A 441-nucleotide genomic window follows, 5' to 3' on the forward strand; every position below is an offset into this window, starting at 1 on the left:
GTTTGATTCACTGTCAGCACTTGGCCGGTGGTGATGCCTGGGGCCAGATCGATCAGGAATGTGCCGTTGGCGGCCACTGTGCCGCTGCCGACAATGTTGCCCAGCGCATCGGTCACCTCGACACTCGCGCCGGCTTCGCCACGACCGGCGAGCTGGCTCAGATCGCCGCTGATGGTCAGACCGGTGACGGCATCTGGAGCGGTAGTATCAGCCGCCGGGTAGAGCAGCGCTGGCGATGCGTTTTGCGCCTCGTCCGTCGCGATCACCGACAACAACTGACCGTTGGCCTGGGCCGGATTCAGCGTGACGGTGTAGGTGCCGTCGCCCAATGCCACCGCTGTGCCGAGCACGGTGCCGGTGGCGGACAGCACAGTCACGGTGCTGCCGGCTTCAGCGGTCCCGGCGAGCAAGGTGCCCGCGCCGGTCAGCGATGTCACCGTT

The 441-nt window shown here is 66.2% G+C and carries 1 protein-coding gene; it reads right to left on the reverse strand.

The features are described 5' to 3' along the window. On the reverse strand, positions 1 to 441 hold a 441-nt coding region (locus J5M56_RS25550), incomplete at both ends, for an Ig-like domain-containing protein (protein WP_243430910.1).

This window comes from Pseudomonas sp. 51_B (assembly GCF_017491595.1).
In the GTDB taxonomy this organism is placed as follows: Bacteria; Pseudomonadota; Gammaproteobacteria; order Pseudomonadales; family Pseudomonadaceae; genus Aquipseudomonas; species Aquipseudomonas promysalinigenes.